Below are 6,454 nucleotides of genomic sequence, written 5' to 3' on the forward strand. Positions count from 1 at the left end.
GTGCACATCACCTGCGGCCACCGCATCGACGCCTTCACCCGTCCCAAGATGCATCCCACCGGCTTCGATCCCATGGCGCACAATGCCTGGGCCAGCGAAATCGTGAAAAAGTCCGGCGTCACCATTCCCATCGGTCTTGTGGGCGGCGTCTATGATCCCGCCGTGGCCGAAGAAGTGCTGGCCAAAGGCCAGGCCGACTATGTGCTCATGGCCCGCTCCGCCATGGCCGACCCCGAACTCGTCAAAAAAGCCAAGGAAGGACGCGAAGACGACATCCGCCCCTGCCTGCGCTGCAACTACTGCATGGACCACGGCCGCCGCGTCGCCATTTCCAAGGATCTGCACCTGCTCACCTATCCGAGCTACGACCGCCAGTGCATGACCAACCCCCTGCAGTTCCAGAGCGCCCAGAAACTGCGCATCCCGCCGGCCGACCGTTATAAGAAGGTCGCCGTCATCGGCGGCGGCGTAGCCGGCATGGAAGCGGCCCTGAGCTGCGAAAGAAGAGGCCACAGTGTGGTCATCTATGAAAAGACCGACCGTCTCGGCGGACAGGCTCTGCTCTCCGATCCCATGTGGTTCAAGAAGGAAATGAAGCTGTTCCACGAGTATCTGGTACGCCAGATCAAGAAGCGCCCGGCCATTACCGTAGTATACAATACTGAAGCTACCCGCGAGCTCATTGAAGAAAACGACTTCGACGCCGTCATTGTGGCCGTGGGTGCGGAACAGGTCGTTCCCCGCATCCCCGGCGTGGAAAAGGCCACCATGTCCTTCGATGTCTTCGGCCATGAAGACAAGGTCGGCAAGAAGGTCGTCATCATCGGCGGCGGCGCCATCGGCGTGGAACTCGGCATTCATCTGAGCGGTCTCGGTCATGAGTGCACCGTAGTGGAAATGGCCGAGCACATCGCCGCCAAGGCTCAGCTCACCGAACGCACCGCCTATCTCATCAACCTGGACAAGAACCACGTCAAGACCATGGCCAAGACCACCTGCCAGGAAATCGACGACAAGGGCGTGTGGGTGGAAAATGAGGAAGGCAGACAGTTCCTCGAAGCCGACACCGTCATCATCGCCGTGGGCACCAAGCCGCTGGTCAACGAACGGGAAAAGTTCAAGGACGTGGCCTTCGACGTGATCAGCGTGGGTGACTGCGTGGAGGCTTCCAGCATCGTGCACGCCGTGCACACCGGCTTCGACGCGGGCCTCACCCTGTAATTCCGGATTCCTTCAAAAGATGCACGGGGCATCCGCGGAAGGCGGATGCCCAAAATACCCCAGGAGTTTGCCATGAAACCGATATACAAGGAAAAATATCCTCATCTTTTTGAACCCATGTACGTAGGCAAGAACAAGGTGCTCTTCAACAACAGGGTTCGCGTTGCGCCCATCGGCACCGGCGCCACCGGCGGCGGCGAAGACAGCGACGGCCGCATCAACACCTTCGGCATCGACTTCTGGATGCGCTTCATCCGCGGCGGCTTCTCCTCCGTGGCCCTGCCCATGGAAGTGCCCATCGACGGCAGCCACGAACACTGCTTCAATCTGAATCCCAAGACCTGCAACCAGATGAATTTCCAGCGCTTCCAGCGTGCCGTTCACGCCTACAACGGCAGAAGCTTTGCGGAATTCATCCACGGCGGTCCCTACATGCGCGAGGGCTTCAAGAAGATTGCCGCCGACGACGAACCCCATCTCGGCGCCAAGGCCGCCACGGTGGCGGAAATGGAAGAAATCGCCGCTCTGTTCGGCGAATACGCCCACTGGGCCCAGATCGCCAATTTCGACGGTCTCATGCTGCACTTTGCCCACGGCTGGCTTATCAACTACTTCCTCTCCCCGCTCACCAACCACCGCACCGACGAGTTCGGCGGCTCCATTGAAAACCGCTGCCGCTTCCCCGTCATGATACTCAAGGAAATCCGCCGCGTGGTGGGCGACAGCCTGCTCATCGAACTGCGACTCAACGGCACCGACGGCGTTGAAGGCGGCATCATGCCCGAAGAAACGGCCGAACAGGTCAAGATCTTCCAGGATTACGTGGACATGGTGCACATCACCTGCGGCCACCGCATCGACGCCCTCACCCGTCCCAAGATGCATCCTACCGGCTTCGATCCCGTGGCGCACAACGCCTGGGCCAGCGAAATCGTGAAGAAGTCCGGCGTGTCCATCCCCATCGGCGTGGTGGGCGGCATCTACAGCCCCGAAATCGCCGAAGAAGTGCTCGCCAAGGGACAGGCCGACTACGTGCTCATGGGCCGCTCCGCCATGGCCGATCCTGAAATCATCAAGAAAGCCAAGGAAGGCCGCGAGGACGACATCCGTCCCTGCCTGCGCTGCGACTACTGCCTCGATCACGGCCGCCGCGTGGCCATTTCCAAGGATCTGCATCTGCTCACCTATCCGAGCTACGACCGCACCTGCATGGTCAACCCGCTGCAGTTCCAGAGCGCCCAGAAGCTGCGCATTCCGCCGTCCGACCGTCATAAGAAAGTCGCCGTCATCGGCGGCGGCGTGGCCGGCATGAACGCCGCCATAAGCTGCGCCGACCGCGGCCATTCCGTGGTGCTCTACGAAAAGACCGACCGCCTCGGCGGACAGGCCCTTCTCTCCGACCCCATGTGGTTCAAGAAGGAAATGAAGCTGTTCCACGAATATCTGGAACGCCAGGTCAAGAAGCGCCCGGCCATCACCGTGGTCTACAACACGCAGGCCACCCGTGAAATCGTTGAAGAAAACGATTTCGACGCCGTCATCGTGGCCGTGGGCGCGGAACAGATCGTTCCCCGCATCCCCGGCGTGGAGAAGGCCACCATGTCCTTCGACGTGTTCGGTCATGAAGACAAGGTCGGCAAGAAGGTCGTCATCATCGGCGGCGGCGCCATCGGCGTGGAGCTCGGCATTCATCTGAACGGCCTCGGCCATGAGTGCACCATCGTGGAAATGGCCGAATACCTCGCTTCCAAGACGGAGCTCACCGAGCGCACCGCCTACATGATCCATCTGAAGAAGAACAACGTCAAAACCATGGTCAAGACCACCTGCCAGGAAATCACCGACAAGGGCGTGTGGGTGGAAAATGAGGACGGCAGACAGTTCATTGAAGCCGACACCGTCATCATCTCCGTGGGCACCAAGCCTCTTGCCCAGGAACGCGACCAGTTCAAAGACGTGGCCTTCGACGTCATCAGCGTGGGCGACTGCGTGAAGGCTTCCAGCATCGTTCATGCCGTGCATACCGGCTTCGATGCAGGTCTTACCCTGTAGCTGAAACAGTACTCCTCACCGGACGGGGTGGAAGAACATATGCTTCTTCTGCCCCTCTTTATTTAATATCCATGGATGTTGCAGAGATCAGCCTGCCAATATATATTATCACGACAAATTATACTCCCCGTCACACTGACGAGCCTGGGAAAATACGGGAAGGAGATTTTTAATGCGTCTTGAACAGTTGAGTTACCTCATTGAAATCACGCGGCTTCACTCCATCAGCAAGGCTGCGGAAACGCTGCACATCTCTCAACCCGCCCTTTCCGCATCGGTCAAAAGTCTGGAAACGGAACTGGGCATTTCCTTGTTCAAGCGTACAAATCGGGGCATATTTCTCACGGCAGAAGGAGAAAAAATACACAGCGACGCCGTGGAAATACTCAACATCATCAACGGCTGGTACAATCAGTACCATGAGCAGGAACCGGAAGGGGAAATACATCTGGCCTGTACGCCCATTATCAGCTGCTACATTACGCCGAACATCATTGTCCCCTTTCAGAAACTCTATCCCAAGATCACCATTTTCGTCCACAGTTCCCAGTATTACGACATCATAGGCAAACTCAAGACCACAAGCGCCGACATTGCGCTCACCACGCTGCCCGGCAACAACAAGCTTATTGAACAGATATGTGCCATGGGATGGGAATCCCAGCATCTGTTCACCGATGAACGGCGCCTGTATTTAGGCGTAAAACATCCTCTGGCGTCTAAAAAAAATCTGACAAAAGAAGATCTCAAGTCTCTGAATCTGGCCTATTACTCCGATGTGAGAGACCAGGTCTCCCGCAACTACGTGCCCTTCTTCGATACAACCTATCGTCTTGCCAACAAGGAAGACATACTCGACCTCGTCATCAAGAACGAAGCCGCATTCATCCAGCCCTGCCATCTATTCCGTCATGATTACCGCGTCATGGAAAAGCTCATTGTGGAGCGTCCCGTTCCCCTCACGGAAGTGGACAGCCGGGCCGAGGTCTTCGCCCTTCACGCACCGGAACTCTCCTCCATCGAAAAGCTCTTCTGGGACTATCTCATTGAGCAGTTCTCCTGCAATCTCTGACAGACAGCCTCCCCGCAGCTTGACAGCGTCCATGAAAGAGATTTCAACGCCTCCTTCATGGACGCTTTTTCATACGCCCAGGATTTTCTCCGCAGCTTGTGCAATGTTGATCTCCCTCGTCCTCCGGTCCTCAAAAAATTTTGTAACCGTTGTCCGACAGAAAGGGCATGAACGCCACTGGTCAGCTCCATGCCCGCTTTCAGCATCGAAAAAACGTCTGAACGCTGCACACCCCTCTCCAAGAGCAGAGAACTTTCCCATCCAGTCGCCCATGAAAAAGGGGCAGGGAAATCCCCGCCCCTGAAGGTTTTATAAAAATCTCCCCGGCGCCGGGAAGGCCCGTGTCCGTCACTGACCAGGCTCACCGCCCGGCTGAAAACGACATCGGTCCCCCTGGCTGCTTCACATCCTTTTTACCGGGGAAAAGGTTTTCATATCTGCATGAATCCGTTTTCTGTCTATTGCTTTTTACGGGAATCGAGAATCTTCTGCACAGCGGCCTTTTCCATGGAGATATCAGCTTTGGGAGCCTTGTCCCTGCCGAGCATGACGCGAAAATCGGCGGCAAAGTCGTAGCTCAGCTTCGCAGGCTGTTCGGAAATATAGGCAGCCTCGAACTCATCGTCATAATGCATGACATAGAAATCACGGGCCAGCGTACGCGCAGGGGCCATGAGCTCTCCTTTGGCCATGAACGGTTCAGGGCAGTCCAGCACCTTGCCGTCCATCAGCATGAGAGGCCGCTCGGAGCCCATCTTCAGTGTCTTTCCCTTCCAGTTCACCACAGCCGTCTCACTCTTTCTGTCGAAGGAGACCGTCGTGCCCGGGAAGGCCACCGGCAGGAAGGACACGGGAAGGAAAAGCTCGCCGTTTCGTTCCATGGCCATGCCTTTCGGCATATCCACCAGCGTGTTGTCCACATAGGCCCGCCCAGCTCCGGCAGCTATGGCCACGGCATTGCGATCGGCGACCACGGGAGAGGCTGCCTTTGCACGAATGACCTTGCCGTCCTTGCGGGCAAAGCAGGAAAGGAAGTCCCACAGAAGGTCGGAGCGCTCAAAACCGCCGCCGTGCCCTTCTCCCAGCGTGGAACAGGCCACATAGTCGCAGTGATCCGCCCCGGCATATATGGCGAAATTGCGCCTTTCATCAAGATGAAGCTTCGGCAGGGCGGCACATCCGTTCTTTTCGAGCCACAGCTTCTTCATGCTTTCATCCATCATGTGCCTGAGCGCCCGTCTCTCAGCCAGGGGAACCACGCTGTCGTATTCACTCTGGGTGATGGAATACTGCTGATAGGTGGAGGGAAGTCCGGCCATGCTGTCCAGCTCGGCGTGCAGACGCAACGAAGGCACGGCAAACTCCGGCCTCATGCGGAAATCTCCGCTCTTCGGGTCCACCAGAATGGAAGGAAGCGTGGGACCGTCCGTAGGCGCCACTGCCGCCAGCCTGTCGGCCCTGCGGAAGGCGTAGGTCGTCGCCATGTTGTCGCCCATGGAAACGCCGGTGAGATAGATTCGGGAACGATCGACGGCGTATTTCCTGCAGGTGTCCTCAATGACGTAGTCCAGGTAGCTCACGTCGTCAGGAGCATCGCTCCGAAGCTCCCATATGTTCCACCATTTGGGGGACATGGCTTCGGGATACAGGACGATGAACCCCTCGCGCTCCGCCGTCATGTGCCATGCGCTGGAATAATCCATGCTCGGCCCGCCGAAGCCGTGCAGCGCCACCACCAGCGGAACCGGCCTGTCGCCCTTGCATCGTTCCGGCACATAGAGCTTCCAGGTGCGCTGAAATCCGTCTATGTCCGCCTTTTCGGCGATGGTTGCCGCGGGAGCAACGGAACGCGGCTTTGCGTTCATGGAAGGAAGACGCTTTTCAGGAAATGCCACTTCCGCCGCCATGACGGACGAAGACAGCATCGCGGCTAAAGCAGCGGACAGAGCAAGGCAAAGGGGCAGCTTTTTCATAACGACCTCCGGTGTTAAACATGCGGGCGGCCCGCCGATCAGCACGACTGCCGCCCGAGAAAGTCAGGACCACCCGTAAAACGGGTGGCTTGTTCAGCCCTGTAAGGGCTTGTTACTTACTCGCGCCTTAAGGGCG

General features: G+C 57.7%; 4 protein-coding genes. 3 read left to right on the top strand and 1 reads right to left on the bottom strand.

All coding sequences use genetic code 11. The annotated features are described in order from the left end of the window. From Q0J81_RS09795 to Q0J81_RS09805, 3 genes are all read left to right on the top strand, one after another. Positions 1–1,221 (top strand): FAD-dependent oxidoreductase (locus tag Q0J81_RS09795; RefSeq protein ID WP_294447509.1); only part of this gene is annotated, 1,221 nt, incomplete at its 5' end. Positions 1,222–1,293: 72 nt separating this feature from the next. After that, on the top strand, positions 1,294–3,273 hold the full coding sequence (locus Q0J81_RS09800) for an NAD(P)/FAD-dependent oxidoreductase (RefSeq protein ID WP_294447510.1): 1,980 nt from the start codon (positions 1,294–1,296) through the stop codon (positions 3,271–3,273). 172 nt (positions 3,274–3,445) lie between these two features. Then, on the top strand, positions 3,446–4,345 hold the full coding sequence (locus Q0J81_RS09805) for a LysR family transcriptional regulator (protein WP_294447511.1): 900 nt from the start codon (positions 3,446–3,448) through the stop codon (positions 4,343–4,345). A 458-nt stretch (positions 4,346–4,803) separates the two neighbouring features. Here Q0J81_RS09805 and Q0J81_RS09810 read toward each other — a convergent pair whose 3' ends face one another. After that, positions 4,804–6,318: a PHB depolymerase family esterase gene (locus Q0J81_RS09810; RefSeq protein WP_294447512.1), complete on the bottom strand. Its 1,515-nt coding sequence runs from the start codon at positions 6,316–6,318 to the stop codon at positions 4,804–4,806. Between the last annotated feature and the right edge of the window lie 136 nt (positions 6,319–6,454).

The organism is uncultured Mailhella sp., assembly GCF_944324575.1.
GTDB lineage: Bacteria > Desulfobacterota > Desulfovibrionia > Desulfovibrionales > Desulfovibrionaceae > Mailhella.